At 61.5% G+C, this 18,065-nt stretch carries 18 protein-coding genes and 1 tRNA gene; 10 read left to right on the forward strand and 9 right to left on the reverse strand.

Annotation, left to right across the window (positions count from 1 at the left end):
* The first annotated feature begins 3 nt into the window (after window positions 1-3).
* Together I6E58_RS04765 and I6E58_RS04770 are read left to right on the forward strand one after the other, a co-directional pair.
* A complete protein-coding gene (locus tag I6E58_RS04765; RefSeq protein WP_197130968.1) occupies window positions 4-351 on the forward strand; it encodes a YciI family protein in 348 nt (115 codons plus the stop codon).
* Between the two features lie 55 nt (window positions 352-406).
* Window positions 407-1,618, forward strand: a complete 1,212-nt coding sequence (locus I6E58_RS04770; RefSeq protein ID WP_307841979.1) for a sigma-70 family RNA polymerase sigma factor — start codon at window positions 407-409, stop codon at window positions 1,616-1,618.
* A 59-nt stretch (window positions 1,619-1,677) separates the two neighbouring features.
* Here I6E58_RS04770 and I6E58_RS14430 read toward each other — a convergent pair whose 3' ends face one another.
* A complete protein-coding gene (locus I6E58_RS14430) occupies window positions 1,678-2,268 on the reverse strand; it encodes a YdeI family protein (protein WP_197130974.1) in 591 nt (196 codons plus the stop codon).
* Window positions 2,269-2,388: 120 nt separating this feature from the next.
* Between I6E58_RS14430 and I6E58_RS04780 the strand changes: the two genes are divergently transcribed.
* Together I6E58_RS04780 and I6E58_RS04785 are read left to right on the forward strand one after the other, a co-directional pair.
* The gene (locus I6E58_RS04780; protein WP_197130977.1) at window positions 2,389-3,429 is read left to right on the forward strand and encodes an alcohol dehydrogenase catalytic domain-containing protein; all 1,041 of its coding nucleotides are present in this window, start codon (window positions 2,389-2,391) and stop codon (window positions 3,427-3,429) included.
* Window positions 3,430-3,665: 236 nt separating this feature from the next.
* Window positions 3,666-4,706, forward strand: a complete 1,041-nt coding sequence (locus I6E58_RS04785) for a zinc-binding dehydrogenase (protein WP_197130980.1) — start codon at window positions 3,666-3,668, stop codon at window positions 4,704-4,706.
* A 19-nt stretch (window positions 4,707-4,725) separates the two neighbouring features.
* Here I6E58_RS04785 and dapC read toward each other — a convergent pair whose 3' ends face one another.
* Window positions 4,726-5,841, reverse strand: coding sequence for a succinyldiaminopimelate transaminase (gene dapC, locus I6E58_RS04790; RefSeq protein WP_307841980.1), 1,116 nt, complete (start codon window positions 5,839-5,841; stop codon window positions 4,726-4,728).
* A 483-nt stretch (window positions 5,842-6,324) separates the two neighbouring features.
* Window positions 6,325-6,398, reverse strand: a tRNA-Thr gene (locus I6E58_RS04795).
* Between the two features lie 36 nt (window positions 6,399-6,434).
* Between I6E58_RS04795 and I6E58_RS04800 the strand changes: the two genes are divergently transcribed.
* On the forward strand, window positions 6,435-7,406 hold the full coding sequence (locus I6E58_RS04800) for a DMT family transporter (RefSeq protein ID WP_129072044.1): 972 nt from the start codon (window positions 6,435-6,437) through the stop codon (window positions 7,404-7,406).
* Here I6E58_RS04800 and msrB read toward each other — a convergent pair.
* A complete protein-coding gene (msrB, locus tag I6E58_RS04805; RefSeq protein ID WP_129072043.1) occupies window positions 7,403-7,801 on the reverse strand; it encodes a peptide-methionine (R)-S-oxide reductase MsrB in 399 nt (132 codons plus the stop codon). The genes I6E58_RS04800 and msrB overlap by 4 nt on opposite strands.
* 53 nt (window positions 7,802-7,854) lie before the next feature.
* On the opposite strand from msrB, the gene I6E58_RS04810 reads away from it, so the two are divergent.
* Window positions 7,855-8,313, forward strand: coding sequence for a GNAT family N-acetyltransferase (locus I6E58_RS04810; RefSeq protein ID WP_307841982.1), 459 nt, complete (start codon window positions 7,855-7,857; stop codon window positions 8,311-8,313).
* The gene (locus I6E58_RS04815; protein WP_197130983.1) at window positions 8,313-9,149 is read left to right on the forward strand and encodes an HtaA domain-containing protein; all 837 of its coding nucleotides are present in this window, start codon (window positions 8,313-8,315) and stop codon (window positions 9,147-9,149) included. The genes I6E58_RS04810 and I6E58_RS04815 overlap by 1 nt, the downstream gene beginning before the upstream one ends.
* 7 nt (window positions 9,150-9,156) lie before the next feature.
* Here the strand turns inward: I6E58_RS04815 and I6E58_RS04820 are convergent, their stop codons facing one another.
* Window positions 9,157-10,263: a hemin ABC transporter substrate-binding protein gene (locus I6E58_RS04820; protein ID WP_197130986.1), complete on the reverse strand. Its 1,107-nt coding sequence runs from the start codon at window positions 10,261-10,263 to the stop codon at window positions 9,157-9,159.
* Window positions 10,264-10,395: 132 nt separating this feature from the next.
* Between I6E58_RS04820 and I6E58_RS04825 the strand changes: the two genes are divergently transcribed.
* From I6E58_RS04825 to groL, 3 genes are all read left to right on the forward strand, one after another.
* The gene (locus tag I6E58_RS04825) at window positions 10,396-10,680 is read left to right on the forward strand and encodes a DUF3263 domain-containing protein (protein ID WP_197130989.1); all 285 of its coding nucleotides are present in this window, start codon (window positions 10,396-10,398) and stop codon (window positions 10,678-10,680) included.
* A gap of 12 nt (window positions 10,681-10,692) precedes the next feature.
* On the forward strand, window positions 10,693-11,289 hold the full coding sequence (locus tag I6E58_RS04830; RefSeq protein ID WP_197130992.1) for a LytR C-terminal domain-containing protein: 597 nt from the start codon (window positions 10,693-10,695) through the stop codon (window positions 11,287-11,289).
* Window positions 11,290-11,656: 367 nt separating this feature from the next.
* Window positions 11,657-13,285 carry a chaperonin GroEL gene (gene groL, locus I6E58_RS04835; RefSeq protein ID WP_129072038.1) on the forward strand — a complete coding sequence of 543 codons (1,629 nt, stop codon included), beginning with the start codon at window positions 11,657-11,659 and terminating at the stop codon, window positions 13,283-13,285.
* A 223-nt stretch (window positions 13,286-13,508) separates the two neighbouring features.
* On the opposite strand, the gene I6E58_RS04840 is transcribed toward groL, so the two are convergent.
* From I6E58_RS04840 to I6E58_RS04855, 4 genes are all read right to left on the reverse strand, one after another.
* A complete protein-coding gene (locus I6E58_RS04840) occupies window positions 13,509-13,799 on the reverse strand; it encodes a WXG100 family type VII secretion target (protein WP_129072037.1) in 291 nt (96 codons plus the stop codon).
* 39 nt (window positions 13,800-13,838) lie between these two features.
* The gene (locus tag I6E58_RS04845; protein WP_197130995.1) at window positions 13,839-15,560 is read right to left on the reverse strand and encodes a HAMP domain-containing sensor histidine kinase; all 1,722 of its coding nucleotides are present in this window, start codon (window positions 15,558-15,560) and stop codon (window positions 13,839-13,841) included.
* 91 nt (window positions 15,561-15,651) lie between these two features.
* Window positions 15,652-16,344 carry a response regulator transcription factor gene (locus I6E58_RS04850; protein ID WP_100388384.1) on the reverse strand — a complete coding sequence of 231 codons (693 nt, stop codon included), beginning with the start codon at window positions 16,342-16,344 and terminating at the stop codon, window positions 15,652-15,654.
* A 59-nt stretch (window positions 16,345-16,403) separates the two neighbouring features.
* Window positions 16,404-18,053 carry a DNA repair helicase XPB gene (locus I6E58_RS04855; RefSeq protein ID WP_129072035.1) on the reverse strand — a complete coding sequence of 550 codons (1,650 nt, stop codon included), beginning with the start codon at window positions 18,051-18,053 and terminating at the stop codon, window positions 16,404-16,406.
* Between the last annotated feature and the right edge of the window lie 12 nt (window positions 18,054-18,065).

The following is an 18,065-nucleotide window of genomic DNA, read 5'->3' on the forward strand; positions in this document are numbered from 1 at the left end:
ACCATGCAGTACATGATCCTGATTCACTCAGAACCCATGGACGGACCGAACCCGGGAGAACCGGGCTTCGACGAGATGATGGCGCCGTGGATGGCCTACAACCAGAAGCTTATTGATGGTGGTCACTACGTGGCCGCTGACCAGTTGCTCGGAGTCGAAACGGCGACGACGATTCGTCGGGCGTACGGTGCCGGCGACACGATTGTTGATGGCCCCTTCGCTGAGACTAAGGAACACTTCGGCGGCTTCTACATCGTGGAAGCCAAAGATTTGGATGAGGCGCTTGCGCTCGCTGCCGAGGTTCCGATTCCGGCAGGTTCGCTCGAGGTTCGCCCGGTGGTGCCCTCGTAGCGTGCCGGATAACTCAGAGGCGGTCACCCGCCTGGCGCGTGAGGAGAGTGCGCACGTGCTCGCTCTTCTCACGCACCGCTTTGGGCTCGATGTTGCCGATGACGCCGTGCAGGATGCGCTCGTCGAGGCGCTGAACTGGGCCGAGGTTCCTGACAACCCCGCAGCGTGGTTGTACACGGTCGCGCGCAATCGCGCTGTGGATCGGGTGAGGCGCGACGCTGCTGCCGCCCGACGGTTGGCGCGTTCAGCCCCCGATCTGGTGGCGGCTGCCCAGCAAAGCAATGGCGATCGCGACCCCGGCGGCAACGACGAGGAGGTGCCCGACATGATTGACGATGCTCACTACTCGGGCGACGAACACTTGCGTTTGTTGCTGCTCTGTTGTCACCCGGCACTGGGGCGAGACACCCAAGTGGCGTTGACCCTTCGACTGGTCGGCGGCCTCACGACCGCCGAAATCGCCGCGGCATTCTTGCTGCCCGAACAAACTCTCGCCCAAAGAATCGTGCGGGCCAAGCGCAAGATTCGCGACGCCGGCATCCTGCTCAGTATTCCGGAAGACCTCACGCTGCGAGTGGATGCCCTGCTCACGGTTCTCTACCTGATTTTCAACGAGGGTTATCTCTCGCGGGGGAGCACCGCTGGGGCGCGGATCGACCTCGTGGAAGAAGCGATTCGGCTCACGATCACCGCGCGCGAGCTGCTCCCGGGCAACCCCGAAGTTGAAGGATTGCTGGCGCTGGAGCTCTACGCTCGCGCCCGCCACGACACTCGCTTTCGCGGCGACGAACTGGTTCTGCTTGAAGACCAAGATCGGACTCGCTGGGACGGCGAGCTGATCGAGCAAGCGAACGGGCTTCTGCGCGGCGCGCTCGCACGGGTTCGGCCAGGGCCCTTCCAAACCCAAGCGGTCATTGCGCGTCACCATGCCACCGCGCGCACCGCGGCCGACACCGACTGGCCGGCCATCGCCTCCGCCTATGCGGTGCTGCTGGCAATGACGGGTGGCTCTCCCGTGGTTGCTCTCAATCGTGCCGTCGCGGTCTCAATGGCCGACGGCCCCGATGCTGGATTGCGATTGCTCAGCGGCATCACCGGCCTCGAGAACTATCACCTATATTGGGCCACTCGCGCCGAGCTGTCGCTGCGTGCCGGCGATGCGGATGCTGCGGCCGACGCCTTCGCCCGAGCGCGCGAACTGGCGACGAATGCCGCCGAGCAGCAGCATCTCGATCGGCGTATCGCGCAGCTGCGCGGACAGCTCTAGCTAATCGGCCGAACTCTCCTGCTTTGCGACCGTACTAGTCCGAGCCGCCAACCAGTGGGCTACGGCCGCGGCTTCGGCTGCGCGTAGTGGTGCTCGCCTAGCGCGCCCTTCTCCACCACGTCGCGGATGCGGGCTGCCCGCACCGCCGGCGTCTTGATCCCGGTCAGGCGCGCATAGATCTGAAAGCGCATGCTTCGGGTGAGGCTGGCGTGGAACTCCGCGGACGCAGGGTTCGCGTCGAGCGCGGCCTGCAGGTCTGGGGGTGTGGTCATGTTCTTCTGGCTGTAGGCGGCATCCCAGCGACCGTCGGCTTTGGCGCGTTCCACTTCGGCGAGGCCACCGGCGCGCATCGTGCCATCAGCGATGAGTCGAGCAACATGGTCACGATTCACTTGAGACCACGGGCTGTTCTTGCGGCGCGGAGTGAACGCTTGCAGCGTGTAGTCGTTATCGAGGCGCAGCGATTGGCCATCGATCCATCCGAAGCACAGTGCAACGTCGAGGGCTTCGCTCCAGGTGATCCCGGGCGCTTTCGACAGCTTCTTGCGCAGCTTGAGGCGCACGCCGTCGGGCGAAGGAGCGTCTTCGAGAAACGCAGTCCATTCGGCAATCGTGAGCTCAAGAATGGGCTTGTCGGCAAAGCTGGCCACGGCGTCGTCCTCCTCGAGGTATTTCACCCTCAAGCATCACAGCATCCACTGACGACTACTCCTGCTCGCTGAACAAAGACTGATTCGTCGCACGGGGTCACACAGGCGTTGAATAGGTCCATGCGAGCTACTTACATTTACGGCGCCGGCGATGTCCGCGTCATCACGGCCCCCGACCCGAAGCTCATCGAGAGCACTGACGCGGTCGTTCGCATCACCCGCGCGTGCGTGTGTGGCAGCGATCTGCACCCTTTCCATTCGATGCCGGCGGATGCGGATGCTCGCCCCATCGGTCACGAGTTCATCGGCGTGGTCGAAGAACTGGGTAAGGACGTTGCCACCCTCAAAGTCGGCGACTTCGTCATTGCCCCCTTCGCGTACTCCGACGGAACGTGCGAGTTCTGCCTCGAAGGGCTCCAGACGTCGTGCATCCACGGTGGCTGGTGGGGTAGCGGCGACATCACGGGCGGCCAGGCCGAAGCCGTGCGCGTGCCCTACGCCGACGGAACCCTCGTGAAGGTTCCCGGCACCGTTGACGAGTCGCAGTATGCGGGTCTCCTCTCGCTCTCTGACGTGTACGCCACCGGCTGGCACGCCGCCTACAAGGCTCGCGTGGCACCCGGCCAGACCGTTACCGTGATCGGCGATGGCGCAGTCGGCCTGCTCGCCGTGCTCTCGGCCAAGCAGATGGGCGCCGAGCGCATCATCCTCATGGGCCGCCACAAGGCACGTACCGATCTGGGTCTCACCTTTGGTGCGACGGATGTTGTAGCCGAGCGAGGCGACGAAGGTATCGAAAAAGTGCGCGAACTTACCGGCGGCTCGGGAAGCCACGCCGTTCTCGAAGCGGTCGGCTTCATGCCCGCCTACGAGCAGGCCCTCGGCGTCGTACGCGCGGGCGGTATCATCAGCCGTGTCGGCGTTCCCCAGTACGAGGATGCCCCGGTCGGACGTCGTAGCCTCTTCGGCAAGAACGTTGGCCTTGTCGGCGGGGTGGCCCCTGCTCGCGCCTACATCGAACAACTGCTGCCCGGAGTGCTCGACGGAACCGTGAACCCTGGCCTCGTCTTCGATCAGACCGTGAAGCTCGAGCAGACCCCTGACGGCTACACCGCGATGGATGAGCGCACCGCTCTGAAGGTGATGGTTGACCCGACGTAGCGGCCGCGCGGATGCCGCCGGCGAGCTTAGGGTCAGATTCGCGCATGCAGAAGACGTGATGCGCCAACTGAAGACGTCATGCGCCTGCTGAAGACGTGATGCGCCTACTGAAGACGTGAAAGTCCCTGCCCAAGTTCAAAGAATGCCCCGTGTACTCTGGTTTCGTCAGCCGGTCGCGCTCACGGATTGCCGGGGAGAGCGACCTCAGCCGCAGGTTCATTGTGCGAGGTAACTCTATGAAGGCAGCATTTCTCTACAGTGCGGGCGATGTCCGAGTCGAAACGGTTGCGGACCCCGTTATTCAACAGAAAACGGATGCCATCGTTCGGGTGGTCCGTGCCTGCGTCTGTGGGTCAGATTTGCACCCCTTCCACACCCGTAAGGCCGGCCCGACCGCTGCTCCCATGGGGCACGAAATGGTCGGCATCGTGGAGGAAATTGGCTCCGAGGTCTCCACGGTGAAACCGGGGGACTTCGTCGTCGCCACGTTTACTTACCAGGACAATACCTGCGTCTTTTGCCAAGAAGGTTTCCACACCTCCTGCCTCCACGGCGGTTTCTACAACAAGCCTGAGGTCGGCGGCTTCCAAGCGGAATACGCACGGGTGCCACAGGCAGACGGCAGTCTCGTGGCTGTGCCGGGCGTCGACGAGAAGAGTGAACTGCTCCCGTCACTTCTCGCCCTGTCCGATGTCTACCTCACGGGGTACCACGCCGCGCACATGGGGCGAGTCGGAGCAGGTATGACGGTGACGGTGATCGGCGACGGCGCCGTCGGGCTGTCTGCCGTCTTGGCGTCAAAGAAGCTCGGAGCCGATCGGGTCATCCTCATGGGGCGCCATGAGTCGCGCACTGATATCGGTGTCGAGTTTGGGGCAGACGAGATTGTTGCCGAGCGCGGAGAAGAAGGGGTAGCCCGGGTGCGCGAACTCACCCGCGGCGAGGGGAGCCACGTCGTCATCGAGGCGGTTGGCCACTTCCCGGCTTACCAGCAGGCCCTGGGGTCCGTCCGCGTGGGCGGCACGATCTCCCGGGTAGGCGTTCCGCAGTACTCCGAAGCGCCAATCGGATGGGGTTCGCTCTTCAGCCGCAACATTACGCTCACAGGGGGACCTGCCCCCGTGCGCGCCTATCTCGAGCCGGCGATCAAGGATGTGCTCGATGGCGCGATCACTCCGGGCCGCGTCTTCGATCGCGTGGTGAGTATCGACGAGGTGCCGCAGGCTTACAGCGCCATGGATGCCCGCGAAGCGCTGAAGGTGATGATCGCCTTCTAAGGAGAGAGCTGCTGTTTCGTCAGCGCGCCCACGACTGTAGAGCGGTTATCGCTCGGTCTAGGTGCTCATCCCGAACCGTCACGGCGAATCTCACGAATTGAGCACCGCTCGGACCGTAAAATTCGCCGGGGGAGACGAGCACGCCGATGTCGGCTAGCTTCATTGCGGTGTCCACTCCGCTTTCTCCCAGCATGGCCCACAAATACAGGCCGCTCTCCGATCCATGAATCTGGAATCCAGCAGCCTCGACGGCAGATCGGAGACGCTCGAGTCGGGAGGAATAGAGCGCGCGCTGTGCAACCACGTGCTCGTCATCGGAGAGGACTGCGCTGAGCACCTGCTGCACGGGCGCAGGGACGATGAGCCCGAGATCTCGTCGTCGCGATGCGATGTTCGTGATGAGATGCTCGTCCCCAGCCACCATTCCGGCACGGTATCCGGCCATGTTCGATTGCTTACTGACCGAATAGGAGGCGAGAACGTTGCTCCTGTCGTCACCGACCACTCGTGCGTCGAGGATGGACGGTATCCGCTCCCCGTCGACCTCGTTCAACACGGCGTAACACTCGTCGCCGACGATCACCGCACCGAGTTCACGAGCGCGAGCGACCGCGCGACGCAACTCGTCAACGGTCAGGATTTGGCTGTCGGGGTTGCGAGGGGAATTCAGCCAAATAAGTTTGGTCGCCTCTGGCCACAGGGCGGGATCGTCTTCAGCGACGACGTCGGCACCCACAGCTAGTGCCCCTGCGTCGTAGGCGGGATAGGCCAGCGCGGGGCGTACTACGACATCGCCCGCACCCAGTCCGAGCAGGAACGGCAGCAGACCCAGCAACTCTTTAGAGCCGATCGTGGGAAGCACTTCGCCCCGAGTGAGGGTGACTCCGCGGACACGATCGAACCAGTGCACCATTGCGTCGCGCAGTTCGACTACTCCAATGGTGAGCGGATAACCCGGCGCGCCACCCGCGGCTGCCAGCGCATCGATGAAGACCTGCGGCGTCGGGTCAACGGGAGAGGCGGTCGCGAGGTCTGCGAACCCACCCGGATGGGCGACGGCGCGACGACGAAGCTCCGCCTGAACATCCTTCGATGAAGGAATCAGGGAAGTCGGAGGCAATAGGCAGGCGATCACGCTGCAACTCCGGAGCGATCGAGTGGGAGCACCAATACTGCCGGGGGATCGGTCGATCGGGCTCCGATGTAGTTGAAGAAAGCGTTCATGTCGTTCACTAAACCAGCGCTTTCTATCAATCTCATGGGCGCCAACAGGCGTCCAAGACGAATCACCGAGCTCGTGACCGCACGGTTTTCAGCCGACGCTGCGAGCTGTCGAGGCTGCGATTCTGGATCAACGGGTGAGGCTTGGATCATGCGAACGCTGCCGATTTCGAAGATCAAGGAGCGTCGGAAGGAGCTTGGGCTGCAGAGAAGGGTTCGGCTTCGACCAGTCAGTGAAGCTCGAACAGACCCGCCGGCTACGCCACGATCGATGAGGGTGCCGCCCTCACCGTGGTGGTCGACCCGACATGGCGGCTCGACATCGACGACTGGTTAAATAACAATGTCGAAGGCCGTTAGGGTTAAAGCAACCCCGACGGCCCTCGACATTCTGTTGGGCCTCCTGTCGGATTCGAACCGACGACCCCCGCTTTACAAGAGCGGTGCTCTAGCCAGCTGAGCTAAGGAGGCTTGGGCCAACGCCCTATTTTAGACATGAATGCACCCATGCTCCCAACCACACCCCGAAGTCGGCGTCGTGCGCTCGCGGGAATCTTCGCCGCAATCGTCGCCGGCGGCCTCGTCGCAGCCCAAAGTCGCATCAACGGCGAGCTCGCTGTAGAGCTTCACGACTCCACTCTCGCCGCGTTAATTTCCTTCGGCTCAGGCCTACTTATTCTCACGCTCATCGTGCCATTCGTGCCCACCGCTCGGGCTGGTTTTCGTACACTCCGCACCGAAGTAACCAGCAGACGCCTGCCTTGGTGGTACCTCACCGGGGGAGCGTTCGGCGCTTTCTTTGTCTTGACTCAGGGTCTCGCAGCCACCGCGCTGGGCGTCGCACTCTTCACCGTGGCGGTCGTCGCGAGTCAAACGATCAGCTCCGCCGTGATCGACCGCGTCGGAATCGGCAGCCTTCAGAAGCGACCGGTCACGGTCTTGCGGGTGGCGGCATCCGCCCTCGCAGTGGGGGCAGTAATTTTCTCGGGCCTGGCCGACTTGCGCCTCGACGGGCCGTTCCTGCTCGTGTTTTTGCCGTTGTCAGCCGGATTCGGGATTGGCTGGCAGCAGGCCATCAACGGTCACGTGCGTCATGTGACGCGATCGCCGCTCACAGCCACGTACGTCAACTTCATCGTCGGTACCTCGGTGCTGGCGATCGCAGCGATCTCCTACGGCTTTGCGAGTGGCTGGCAGCACACCTTCCCGACCGACCCCACGCTGTACATCGGCGGCGCGATTGGTGTGATCTTCATCGTGGTTGCAGCGGTGCTGGTGCCGATAACGGGTGTGCTGTTCTTTGCCCTCGGATCGATCGCCGGCCAACTCATCGGGGCGCTCGCGCTCGAAATTCTTTTGCCTACAGACAGCGATGGGGTGGCACCGACCACCGTAATCGGTGTGGTGCTCACCCTCATCGCTGTGGCGATCGCGTCACTCTCGAGTCAACGACCGCCTAAAACTCTGCTGTCGAATTAGTCTTGTTCGTCGAACTCTAACGAGCTCGAGTTCAAGCAGAAACGGTCTCCGGTCGGCGTCTGGTGGGCGTCGTCGAACAAATGACCTAGGTGTGAACCACACGTGGCACACACAACTTCGGTGCGCACCATTCCGAGCGAACGGTCTTCGCGAAGCTCGACGGCATCCGGGTTGATGGCTTCATAGAAGCTGGGCCATCCCGAACCGGAATCGAACTTGGTGTCGCTCTTGAAAAGCTCAGCGCTGCAGGCGCCACAGCGGTAGGTGCCCGCACGCTTCTCGTCGAGAAGGGCGCCAGACCACGGACGGTCGGTTCCGGCTTCGCGCAGCACTGAGTACTTGATTCCGAGCTCATCGCGCCATTGCTCTTCGGTCTTTGTCACCTTGTACGTCATGTGGTCTCCTCTGTTCGTGAGCTTTCGCCGCTCAGTACATTAAACTCGGGGATGTGACTATTGATTCCGTGATCGCCAAGTCTTGGGGCGAATTAACAACATCCGAGCTCTACTCGATCATGAAACTGCGCACTGACGTATTTTTTGTTGAGCAAAAAGTCGACGAGACCGAACTTGATGACCGCGACCAAGAAGATGCCACACGGCACTATTGGATCGCTGACGAGCTCGGAGTCGCCGCCTACATCCGCGTCCTCCACAACGAAACCGCGGAATACCTCGATGGCCACTGCGTCATCGGTCGCGTTGTAGTGAGAGATGATCGCCGTGGCCAAGGTCTCGCGCAGATCATCATGAAGCGCATCGTCGACGACTACAACGGCCAGGCCATGATGCTGCACGCCCAGGACTACATCGTGCCGCTCTACGCCAAATTCGGATTCGAATCCTTTGGTGAACTGTACGAAGAAGCCACCATCATGCATCAGTCGATGTACCGTCCCGCCCAGTAATGCGCCGCCTCAACGTCTGCTTGCTCGGACCCGCCGCGCTCGTGGTCACCGCCGTCGCTATCGCACTGACGCCGATGACAAGCAACGCTGCGGTTCCGGATGCCGCGGGCGCGAGCCTTGCGCACGCGAATATTGCACCCGCCGATGCCACCCTTGCCGCCGACTCCGCCGTGTGTGATGTGTCGGATGCCGCGATCACCTGGGGCGTCAAAGAGTCGCTTCGGTCGTACATCAGCGGCACGATTGCTCACGGCGAGTGGGCTGTCGGCGACGGCGCCACTTACGAAACCCCCAATTTCGGTTGGGCTGCAGGCTCGGGCGAGCTCGACGCGGGCGAAGGCACGATCGCGTTCGACGGAACGCTTCGCTTCACGGGGCACGATGGCATCCTTGACACCACGCTCAGCGGGCTAGAAATTGTCTTTGACAGCACCCCGACAGCAGTCCTTATCTTCGATGTTTCGGGGACCACTCAAGATGGTCTCCCCGTGGATGCGGTCGACGTGAAGTTCGCCACGATTGACGTCTCAGCGATCTCGGTCGACGACGGCACAGCGGTGCTCGACAGTGCTCCAGTGACGCTCACCGATGCCGGCTCCGCTGCTTTCGGAACCTACCCAGCGGGCGAAGAATTTGACCCGATTACTGTGAGCTTCAGCGCAACGCCCGAGTGCATGCCTGAACCGCGCGCGACCTACCCGGTTGTGGCCCGCAACCTCATGGTGTTGGCGTCCGTTGTCGTAATTGTCGGTGGCGTCAGCGTGGTCTTCTTCGTCAGCCGTCGTCGCGGGACTGCTCGCACGCTCGAACCCACGAAGGACAGCAGCGACAGCTGAGCGCGATTTAGGAGCCGGAAGTCGGCGCGTAAATTGCGCGAGCCAGCGCATCCAGCACGGTGACGGTGCGGGGGCCGAAGCTCAGGATCTCGCCGTCATCCATCTCAACGAATCGTTGGTTCATGCCCGCCTCGGTGAGAGCCACTGCGGGCCGTGCTTCGAGCAATCCGCTCACGCCACCCACGCTTTCGAGACCGCCGGTCATCACCAAAATGAGATCGGGGTTTGCCGCAACCATCGCCTCGTCTGTCATCGGACGCATACCTTCGAGGCCAATCTCGGCCGCAACATCCACCCCGCCCAGAGCGTCGATGAGAACATCGGAGCCCGACTCTTGGCCGAACAAGTAATACACCCCCGAGGTGCCCCTCAAGTAGAGGAACATCATGCGTAAACGCTCACCGGAGGGCACGATTTCGGCGATTTCGGCAATCTTTGCGTCGATCTCGGCAGTCAATTGTGAACCCAGAGCTTCACCAGCGGCCGGAGCGCCGAATGCAGCGCTCGTTTGCCGCGCCAGCTCGGCAACGCCATCCACGGACGCCTCGGTGTCGACAAACACCACGGGAATGCCGGCATCCCGTAGCTGCACCACAACGTCGATCGGGCCAATCGACCCATCTGTCAGCACAAGATCGGGGCGTAACGCCAGAATCGCCTCGCTATTGACGGTATGAGCGTTCGACGTAATTACAGGCAATTCGGATGCCTCATCAAACGTCGTCGAGATATCTCGCGCCACGAGAGAATCGATCAAGCCCAACCCAGCGATCGTCGCCGCGATCGACCCTGAAATATCCATGGCCACCACGCGATCCGTCGACAGCACCGTCACGGGAACCTCGCCTGACAAATCATGGGACATGACGGTTACCGGCAACGACTGCGCGGGCACTTCATCCGGAACCGAAATACCGGAAGTCGGAAGCGCCGCCTGCACGAGCCCGCTGTAGTCCTTCGCCTCGTTCAACACCGTCAACGACGACAGCGGAGAGGAAAGGTCAGCGGTCACCGTCACTGCAGCAGTCTGCGCAATCGGCGAAGCCGAGCATCCGCTCGTAGCCAGCAGAACGCCAGACAACACCACAGCAGCAGTGAGGAGTCGGGTGCGCATAGAAACCAATCGAAGAAAGGGGTACTAAGGCAATCCTAACCTCGAGCGGCGCCGAATGGGTCCTCAAGCCGAGTCGCTCGACAAAGCCACACGGCCCACGCCCTAGGCTTACCTACACAATGGAGGTAGGCCGTGTCAGAAAACGAAAGCGCATCACGCCCCGCCACCGGCCTGTCTGAGCGCGACACCGCCATCCTCGACTTTGAGCGCGAATGGACCCGCCACGTCGGCGCAAAAGAAGAAGCAATCAGCTCCCAGTTTCACGTCTCCAGTGCACGCTATTATCAAATGCTCAACTCGGTAATCGACACCCCCGCAGCCGTACGATACGATCCCATGCTGATCTCGCGACTGCGCCGCACTCGAGACAAGCGCACGCGCGCCGTGCGCACCACCAATCACCACAACGAAGAATAGACAGACTAAGCAATGGCGAGTTATCCCAAAGACCGATTCGACGAACTGCCCGACGACGTCGAACGCATTGGTGCGCACCGTGGCCCCAAGCGACGCGGGCGCGGCTGGATCAGCTTCGCCTGGGCTCTGCTCGCCACCGGTGTACTCGTCTTCGGTGGCCTCTTCGCCCTCAGCCAATACCTTGATGACGACCTCGGGCTGCCCTTCTTCGCCAGCCCCGAAGAGACCATCGCCACCCCAGAACCCACCGCAACCGTTGCCCCGGTCACCGACCCCACCACCATTGACCCGGCACGCAAAATCACCATCGACGTGCTCAACGGCACCGCTGAAAGCGAACTGGACAGCACCGTACTCGACGAACTGACCGCCGCAGGCTGGCCCACTGGCAGTGCCGCACCAGCCTCCGACCGAGCCATTGAAGTCACCTACATCTATTACAGCAACGAAGCCGACGAAGACGTCGCCGCCGGGCTCGCAGCAACCCTCGATCGTGGAGAAATTCGCCTCGTAGAAGCCGACGTATTCCCCGCCGCTCAAATCACCATCGTCATCGGCGCCGACTACCTCGCATCGGCCACAGCCTCAACCGAAGAACCAACCGAATAGCGCACGACGAGGCGAAGTAAGCACCACCCTCACGCACACAACCGAGCGCTCCATGCTGACGCGGGCGCAGCCGCAGCGGGTGCGCTGGGCTGTTGTGCACTCGCCCCTGTCGAGCGCGCTGTGCTGTCGTGCAGTCGCCCCTGTCGAGTGCGCTGTGCTGTCGTGCACTCACCCCTATCGAGCGCGCTGTGCCGTCTTGCACTCGCCCCTGTCGAGTGCGCTGTGCCGTCTTGCACTCGCCCCTGTCGAGTGCGCTGTGCCGTCTTGCACTCGCCCCTGTCGAGTGCTAATTTTGACCTTGGCACTCGCATAGGCTGAGTGCCAACTTATTCGCTTGTACGACGTCCGGGAGGGACGAGAAACACACATGGCAAAGATCATTGCTTTCAACGAAGAGGCCCGTCGCGGCCTTGAGCGCGGCCTGAACATTCTCGCTGACGCCGTAAAGGTCACGCTCGGCCCACGAGGTCGCAACGTAGTTCTCGAGAAGAAGTGGGGCGCTCCCACCATCACGAACGACGGCGTGTCCATCGCCAAAGAAATCGAGCTCGACGACCCGTTCGAAAAGATCGGTGCAGAGCTCGTCAAAGAGGTAGCAAAGAAGACGGATGACGTTGCCGGAGACGGTACGACCACCTCTGTTGTTCTTGCACAGGCTCTCGTACGCGAAGGCCTCCGCAACGTTGCTGCGGGTGCAGACCCCATCAGCCTCAAGCGCGGAATCGAAAAGGCAACCAACTCGGTAATCGAGGCCCTCATTGCGAGCGCCAAGGAAATCGAAACCAAGGAAGAGATCGCGGCTACCGCATCCATTTCTGCTGGTGACCCCGAGATCGGTGCACTTATCGCTGAGGCGATCGACAAGGTCGGCAAGGAAGGTGTTGTCACCGTTGAGGAGTCGAACACGTTCGGCACCGAGCTGGAGCTCACCGAAGGTATGCGCTTCGACAAGGGATTCCTGTCGGCATACTTCGTCACCGACCAGGAGCGTCAAGAAGCGGTCTTCGAAGACCCTTACGTTCTTATCGTCAACGGCAAGATCTCGAACATCAAGGATCTGCTCCCCATCGTCGACAAGGTAATCCAGAGCGGCAAGCAGCTGCTCATCATTGCTGAAGACGTCGACGGCGAAGCGCTTGCAACTCTCGTTGTGAACAAGATCCGTGGCATCTTCAAGTCGGTTGCCGTCAAGGCTCCTGGCTTCGGTGACCGTCGCAAGGCTCAGCTCGCTGACATCGCCATCCTCACCGGTGGACAGGTCATCTCCGAAGAAGTTGGACTCAAGCTCGAGAACGCAACTCTCGAACTCCTCGGTCGCGCCCGCAAGGTCGTTATCACCAAGGATGAGACCACCATCATCGAAGGTGCTGGTGAAGAAGAGGCGATCGCAGGTCGCGTCAAGCAGATCCGCGCCGAGATCGACAACACCGACAGCGACTACGACCGTGAGAAGCTCCAAGAGCGTCTCGCCAAGCTCGCCGGTGGTGTTGCAGTCATCAAGGCTGGTGCCGCAACTGAGGTTGAACTCAAGGAGCGCAAGCACCGCATTGAGGACGCAGTTCGTAACGCCAAGGCAGCTGTTGAAGAGGGAATCGTCGCCGGTGGTGGCGTGGCTCTGATTCAGGCTGGCAAGATCGCATTCGACAGCCAGGCAATGGCTGACTTGGTCGGCGACGAAGCAACCGGAGCGAACATCGTTCGCGTTGCTATCGACGCTCCGCTCAAGCAGATCGCACTCAACGCTGGCATGGAGCCGGGTGTTGTTGCTGACAAGGTTCGCAACCTCGCTGTAGGTCACGGTCTCAACGCAGCTACCGGCGAATACGTCGACATGCTTGCTGCTGGAATCAATGACCCGGTAAAGGTAACGCGCTCAGCTCTGCTCAACGCATCGTCGATCGCTGGTCTGTTCTTGACCACCGAGGCCGTTGTCGCTGACAAGCCCGAGAAGAACCCGGCACCCATGGGTGACCCGTCGGGCGGCATGGACTTCTAAGTCCACCGCTTCACATAGCTTCACTGAACAACACAGAATGGGCGTCTCCTTCGGGAGGCGCCCATTCTGGCGTTAAGGCGTTGCCGCGAGACAACAGCTCACGCAACTGATTGCAGCCTCCCGGAGCATTTCGCTGCAGTGCGCGTACGTGTGCACATGCACGCTCAGTGTGCAGGGTTGCGCACCGCGCTGTGTGATCCGCCAGCGAGGGCTGTGTTGCGGTCTAGCGGGAGAAGAGACGTGCGTTAGCCGCTTCAATCTCCGCGTACTGCTGGCCGGCTTGGCTCAGCGCCGTATTGATGGCAGCGAGATTCTCCTCGACCCGCTGCTGGGTGGCTTTCCAGTCGGTCACGACCGTCGAGAACGCCGTGGCTGCCTGGCCCGTCCACGACCCTTGCAGGTTCGTGAGCTGTGCATGGAGGCCTGCTACCTCGGCTTGGATGCGGCCAATGGAATTCTGTACCGCTCCGGTGGCGCTGAGAACGGCTTCGCTATCTACTTGGTATCGAGTCATAACTCGACGATAGATTCTGGCGAAAACTTCGCGCCGCGGCTACTCGGCTTCGGTCACTTCTTCCGTGACAGCCTTGCTGGGGAGGAGGGGAAGTTCCACGCGGAAGGTTGCACCGCCGCCCGGCGTCTCGAGCGCTTGAACGGTCCCCTTGTGGGCGCTGACGATGGCCGACACGATAGCGAGCCCCAGTCCACTGCCGCCAGTGTCACGGTTGCGTGAGCTGTCGGCGCGCCAGAAGCGCTCAAAAACCTTATTGCGAATCTGCTCGGGGATGCCCTCACCATGGTCAATGACCGACAGCACAGCGATGCGGCGTTCATGATCGACACCGACGCCAATCTCTACGGGGGTGTCGCTGGTGAAGCGCAGCGCGTTCGTAACCAGGTTCGTGAGCACCTGACGGATCTTGTTCTCTTCTGCCATGACCACGGCATTGAGATCTTTCGGCACCGGCGCAACTGCCTGCGTAATTCGTGCAGCAGCTTTTGCCACTGCGGCAGACTTCTTGCGTGAAGCAAGACGCGAGAGGCGCGCGCCAGCAGCGGCAATCGACCCGGTTGCAAGAGCGGCGACGCCGCGCGCAGGGGTGGCGGGATGAGGGTCCGAGCTCTCGGGAATGGTGATCGCCGTGGCGTCGGTGTCCTCGTCTTCGTCGAGGAGTGGTTTCACGACGGCATCGGAGTCGATGCGAGGATTCGTATTGATCACGGTGACGACTCGGCCGGTGGAGGCGCGAGCATCCATCGCAGCATCGTTAGCGAGGGGGAGAAGGTCTACTTCGGTGAGCTGGGGAGGCTTAGTTCCGTCGATGCGCGCCAATTCGAGAAGGTCTTCGACCAAGCCGCCCATGCGGATGGCTTCCTTCTCGATTCGCTCCATAGCTTGAGCGACATCGTCAGGTTTGGTGATGGCGCCCATGCGGTAGAGCTCGGCGTAACCGCGAACTGTGACGAGTGGCGTTCGAAGTTCGTGGCTTGCATCGCCGACGAAGCGGCGCATTTGGTCAATAGTGCGCGCGCGGTCGGCGAAGGCGCGATCAATCCGACCCAGCATCGAGTTAAGGGAGCGATTGAGGCGCCCGACTTCGGTGTTGGGGGTGGCAACAGACAATCGTTGATCGAAGTCGCCATCGGCGAATCGCGCCGCTGTCGCTTCGACCTCTCGAAGGGGCGCGAAGGTGGAAGTCACCAGCAGTCGAGTAAGAGCCCCGCCGACAATGACAACTGTTAGTCCGAAGAAGAGAAAAATTGCGGCATATCGAGCAACGATCGCGTTCGAGTCACCCAAATCTCTCGCGATCACGATCGTGACGAAGTCAGTTCCGATCGTGCTCATCGCGGGGTAGGCGATAACCCTCCACTGGCCCCCGATGGTGGAGCTCGGCAGTGTGAACTCGCTCGTCTGCGAGCCAGCGACAGCGATCGTAAGCCCGTCAAGAACGGGGCGGGCGGCATCCTCGTCGCGGCTATTGCAGCGCATGGTGCCATCGTGGTTGAGAACGGCGAAGTACAGATCGTTGGGAAGTCGTGAAACGCTGCACTGCGGGTCGAGCGTCGTACCGGTGTACTGGATGGTGCCGCCGAGATCGTCGGCTGCAGCGCTGATCTTTTCGTCTGTCTGCTGCAGCAGGTAGTCCCGCAGCACGGCAGCGGTGCCGACGCCTGCGACGAGGAGCCCCATGGTCAGCAGAAGCACCGTGACTCCGGTGACCTTCGTGCGAAGCGAGATGCGGCTCCACGCGTCGGGGATGTTCTCCTGCATGATCTGAACGGTACCTTGCGTGGCTGGGAATCGGGAACAAATATGGCCAGCTCGACGCCCTAATTGGTGTCGAGCTGGCCATCCGAGATGGTTACGGCTTAGCGGCCTTCAGCATGTAGCCGAAGCCACGCTTGGTCTGAATGATCGGCTCTTCGGTGTGCTGATCCAGCTTGCGGCGCAGGTAGGAGATGTAGCTCTCGACGATGCCGGCGTCTCCGTTGAAATCGTATTCCCACACGTGGTCGAGAATCTGCGCCTTCGAGAGCACGCGGTTGGGGTTGAGCATGAGGTAGCGCAGCAGCTTGAACTCGGTGGGGCTGAGCTCGATCTGTTCGCTGCCGATCGAGACCTCGTGAGTGTCCTGGTCCATGGTGAGGTCACCGGCGCGGATGATCGTCTCTTCGTCATCCTGCATCGTGCGACGAAGGATTGCCTTGATTCGAGCGACGATCTCATCGAGGCTGAACGGCTTGGTGACGTAGTCGTCACCGCCGACGGTGAGACCCATGATCTTGTCTTCGGTGTCGTCCTTAGCCGTCAAGAACAGGATGGGGGAGGTGTATCCCGAAGCGCGAAGGCGCTTGGTCACCCCGAAACCGTTCATGTCGGGCAACATCACGTCGAGGATGATCAGGTCGGGTTCTTCTTCAAGAACTGCCGAGATGGTCTGTGCCCCGCTTCCTACCGCACGCACTGCGAAACCTGCGAAGCGCAGGCTCGTGGTGAGAAGGTCGCGAATGTTGGGTTCGTCGTCAACAATCAGAATCTTGGGTCCGTCAGCCATGAAGCCATTATCTGCATGTTTCCTGAACGTTGACTGATGGTGCGACGACTATGGGCCCGCTAGGCCGTCAGGTCCGCGGCATCCAGAATCGTGTAGCTGTAACCCTGTTCGGCCAAGAAGCGCTGGCGGTTCTGCGCGAAGTCTTGGTCGACGGTGTCGCGAGCAACGAGCGTGTAGAAGTTGGCGGGCAAGCCGCTCTCCTTGGGGCGCAGCAGGCGACCGAGGCGTTGAGCTTCTTCTTGACGCGAGCCGAACGAGCCGCTGACTTGGATAGCGACGGTTGCCTCGGGCAGGTCGACGGAGAAGTTGGCGACCTTGGAGACCACCAATACCTTGGTGATGCCTTCGCGAAATTCTTGGTACAGACGTTCGCGCTCGGCAACCGGCGTGGCCCCGGTGAGCTGTGGGGCATTGAGCTGGGTCGCGAGCGTATCGATCTGGTCGAGGTATTGCCCAATGACAAGAATGCGTTCGCCCTCGTGCTTTTCGACGAGCGCACGAACCACATTGATCTTGGCGGGTGCCGCGGCAGCAAGACGGAACCGTTCGTCGTCAGCCGAGGCTGCGTACTCGAGACGGTCGCTCTCAGGCAGATCGACGCGAACTTCGTAGCAGCTGGCGGGGGAGATAAAGCCTTGGGCCTCGATCTCTTTCCACGGCGCATCGAAGCGCTTGGGGCCGATGAGGGAGAACACGTCGCCCTCGCGGCCATCTTCGCGCACGAGAGTTGCGGTCAGTCCAAGCCGGCGACGCGCCTGCAGATCGGCGGTGAGCTTGAACACGGGGGCGGGGAGCAAGTGAACCTCGTCGTATACGACAAGGCCCCAATCGAGAGCATCCAGCAGAGCAAGGTGGGCGTATTCGCCCTTTCGCTTAGCTGTCAGAATTTGGTAGGTGGCAATCGTGACCGGCAAGATCTCCTTGGTCTGCCCCGAATACTCCCCAACCTCGTCTTCCGTGAGGGTGGTGCGCTTCAGAATTTCTGCCCGCCACTGACGAGCAGAGACCGTGTTGGTCACCAAAATCAGGGTGGTGGTCTTGCTTTGGGCCATGGCGCCTAAGCCGACGAGCGTTTTTCCAGCGCCACAGGGGAGAACGACGACGCCCGACCCGTGTTCGAAGAAGTTGTCGATGGCGTGCTGCTGGTACTCGCGCAGGCCCCAGCCCGCGGCATCCAGAGCAATCTCATGGGGTGTGCCGGGAGTGTAGCCGGCGTTGTCTTCAGCGGGCCAACCCAGCTTCAATAGTTCTTGCTTGAGCTGACCGCGAGCCCAGGCCTGAACAACGTAGGTGTGATCGCCGCGGCGTTCGAACAGCAAGCTCGCGACCTTCTTGGCGCGTGTAATCTCGCGCAGCACAGCAGGATCGGTAGCGGTCAGAGTGAGCGCACCATCATCGTCCCGGTCGATGACGAGTCGACCATAGCGGCCAACCGTCTCGGTGATGTCAACGCTGACGCTCTGCGGAATCGGGAACTTCGAGTACTTCTCGAGCGTCTCCAACATCGCGGGTGCATCGTGGCCAGCGGCACGCGCATTCCACAGGCCCAGCCGCGTAATTCGGTAGGTGTGAATATGCTCGGGGGCGCGCTCAAGCTCAGCGAATACCGCCAAATCATGGCGAGCGTCCTCCGCCAAAGGATGGGCGACCTCTAAGAGAACCGTGCGGTCAGACTGCACGATCAGGGGTCCGTCGGGGGCTGCGTTCATCCGACCAACCTT

Origin of the sequence: Salinibacterium sp. SWN1162, from assembly GCF_015864675.1 — a bacterium.
Classification (GTDB): domain Bacteria; phylum Actinomycetota; class Actinomycetes; order Actinomycetales; family Microbacteriaceae; genus Rhodoglobus.

Excerpts from the sequence above, each read along its gene's own strand:
- I6E58_RS04765 (WP_197130968.1), top strand. The coding sequence starts at position 4 with ATGCAGTACATGATCCTGATTCACTCAGAACCCATGGACGGACCGAAC.
- I6E58_RS04780 (WP_197130977.1), top strand. The coding sequence starts at position 2,389 with ATGCGAGCTACTTACATTTACGGCGCCGGCGATGTCCGCGTCATCACG.
- I6E58_RS04785 (WP_197130980.1), top strand. The coding sequence starts at position 3,666 with ATGAAGGCAGCATTTCTCTACAGTGCGGGCGATGTCCGAGTCGAAACG.
- I6E58_RS04800 (WP_129072044.1), top strand. The coding sequence starts at position 6,435 with ATGCTCCCAACCACACCCCGAAGTCGGCGTCGTGCGCTCGCGGGAATC.
- msrB (WP_129072043.1), bottom strand. The coding sequence starts at position 7,801 with ATGACGTACAAGGTGACAAAGACCGAAGAGCAATGGCGCGATGAGCTC.
- I6E58_RS04815 (WP_197130983.1), top strand. The coding sequence starts at position 8,313 with ATGCGCCGCCTCAACGTCTGCTTGCTCGGACCCGCCGCGCTCGTGGTC.
- I6E58_RS04820 (WP_197130986.1), bottom strand. The coding sequence starts at position 10,263 with ATGCGCACCCGACTCCTCACTGCTGCTGTGGTGTTGTCTGGCGTTCTG.
- I6E58_RS04830 (WP_197130992.1), top strand. The coding sequence starts at position 10,693 with ATGGCGAGTTATCCCAAAGACCGATTCGACGAACTGCCCGACGACGTC.
- groL (WP_129072038.1), top strand. The coding sequence starts at position 11,657 with ATGGCAAAGATCATTGCTTTCAACGAAGAGGCCCGTCGCGGCCTTGAG.
- I6E58_RS04840 (WP_129072037.1), bottom strand. The coding sequence starts at position 13,799 with ATGACTCGATACCAAGTAGATAGCGAAGCCGTTCTCAGCGCCACCGGA.
- I6E58_RS04845 (WP_197130995.1), bottom strand. The coding sequence starts at position 15,560 with ATGCAGGAGAACATCCCCGACGCGTGGAGCCGCATCTCGCTTCGCACG.
- I6E58_RS04850 (WP_100388384.1), bottom strand. The coding sequence starts at position 16,344 with ATGGCTGACGGACCCAAGATTCTGATTGTTGACGACGAACCCAACATT.
- I6E58_RS04855 (WP_129072035.1), bottom strand. The coding sequence starts at position 18,053 with ATGAACGCAGCCCCCGACGGACCCCTGATCGTGCAGTCTGACCGCACG.